The organism is Treponema sp. R6D11 (assembly GCF_054786075.1).
On record NZ_BDHD01000764.1, the window covers coordinates 1 to 536 of the forward strand.

Below are 536 nucleotides of genomic sequence, written 5' to 3' on the forward strand. Positions count from 1 at the left end.
CATATATGTTGTTCCTGCGGTTATTTCAGAATCAGGGGAGGAATGTTTTTTAAAAACCATTTATCCAAGCCGTAAATATACGCAAAAATATTTAAGAGGAAAAACAAATGAAGAAAACGAATAGTTTTTTAGACAACGAAGAACAAAACCTGATAAAGTCGCTTGAAACGGATAAATGGAAATCCGTTGAAGATATTGAATCGTGGAAAACTATGTTGTCTAAAGCGGCAACTTCTACATTAACTAAAGATCATCGAATGAATATTCGGATTACCAAAAATGATCTTGAAGGAATTAAAATAAAAGCCGTGGAAGAGGGTATACCGTATCAAACTTTAGTCGCCAGCGTTATTCATAAATATGTTACAGGAAGATTTACAGAAAAACGCTCATAAGTTTTTGTCATTATTTGCGGATATTTTTCATTTTAAGGTTAAGCTTCATGGCTTTTAGTTTTTTTGCTATATCTTGCTGCCATTTGCCTTGTTGGTCGATTTCAAAGTACATATCTTTTGAGTCGGAGGACATTCTTATTC

At 33.2% G+C, this 536-nt stretch carries 1 protein-coding gene; it reads left to right on the forward strand.

The features are described 5' to 3' along the window. The first annotated feature begins 107 nt into the window (after nucleotides 1-107). Complete coding sequence (locus tag ACYVTD_RS15965; RefSeq protein WP_461248669.1) at nucleotides 108-395, forward strand: antitoxin; 288 nt, start codon at nucleotides 108-110, stop codon at nucleotides 393-395. The last annotated feature ends 141 nt before the right edge of the window (nucleotides 396-536 follow it).

Coding starts and splice junctions, on each gene's coding strand:
- ACYVTD_RS15965 (WP_461248669.1), top strand. CDS start 108: ATGAAGAAAACGAATAGTTTTTTAGACAACGAAGAACAAAACCTGATA.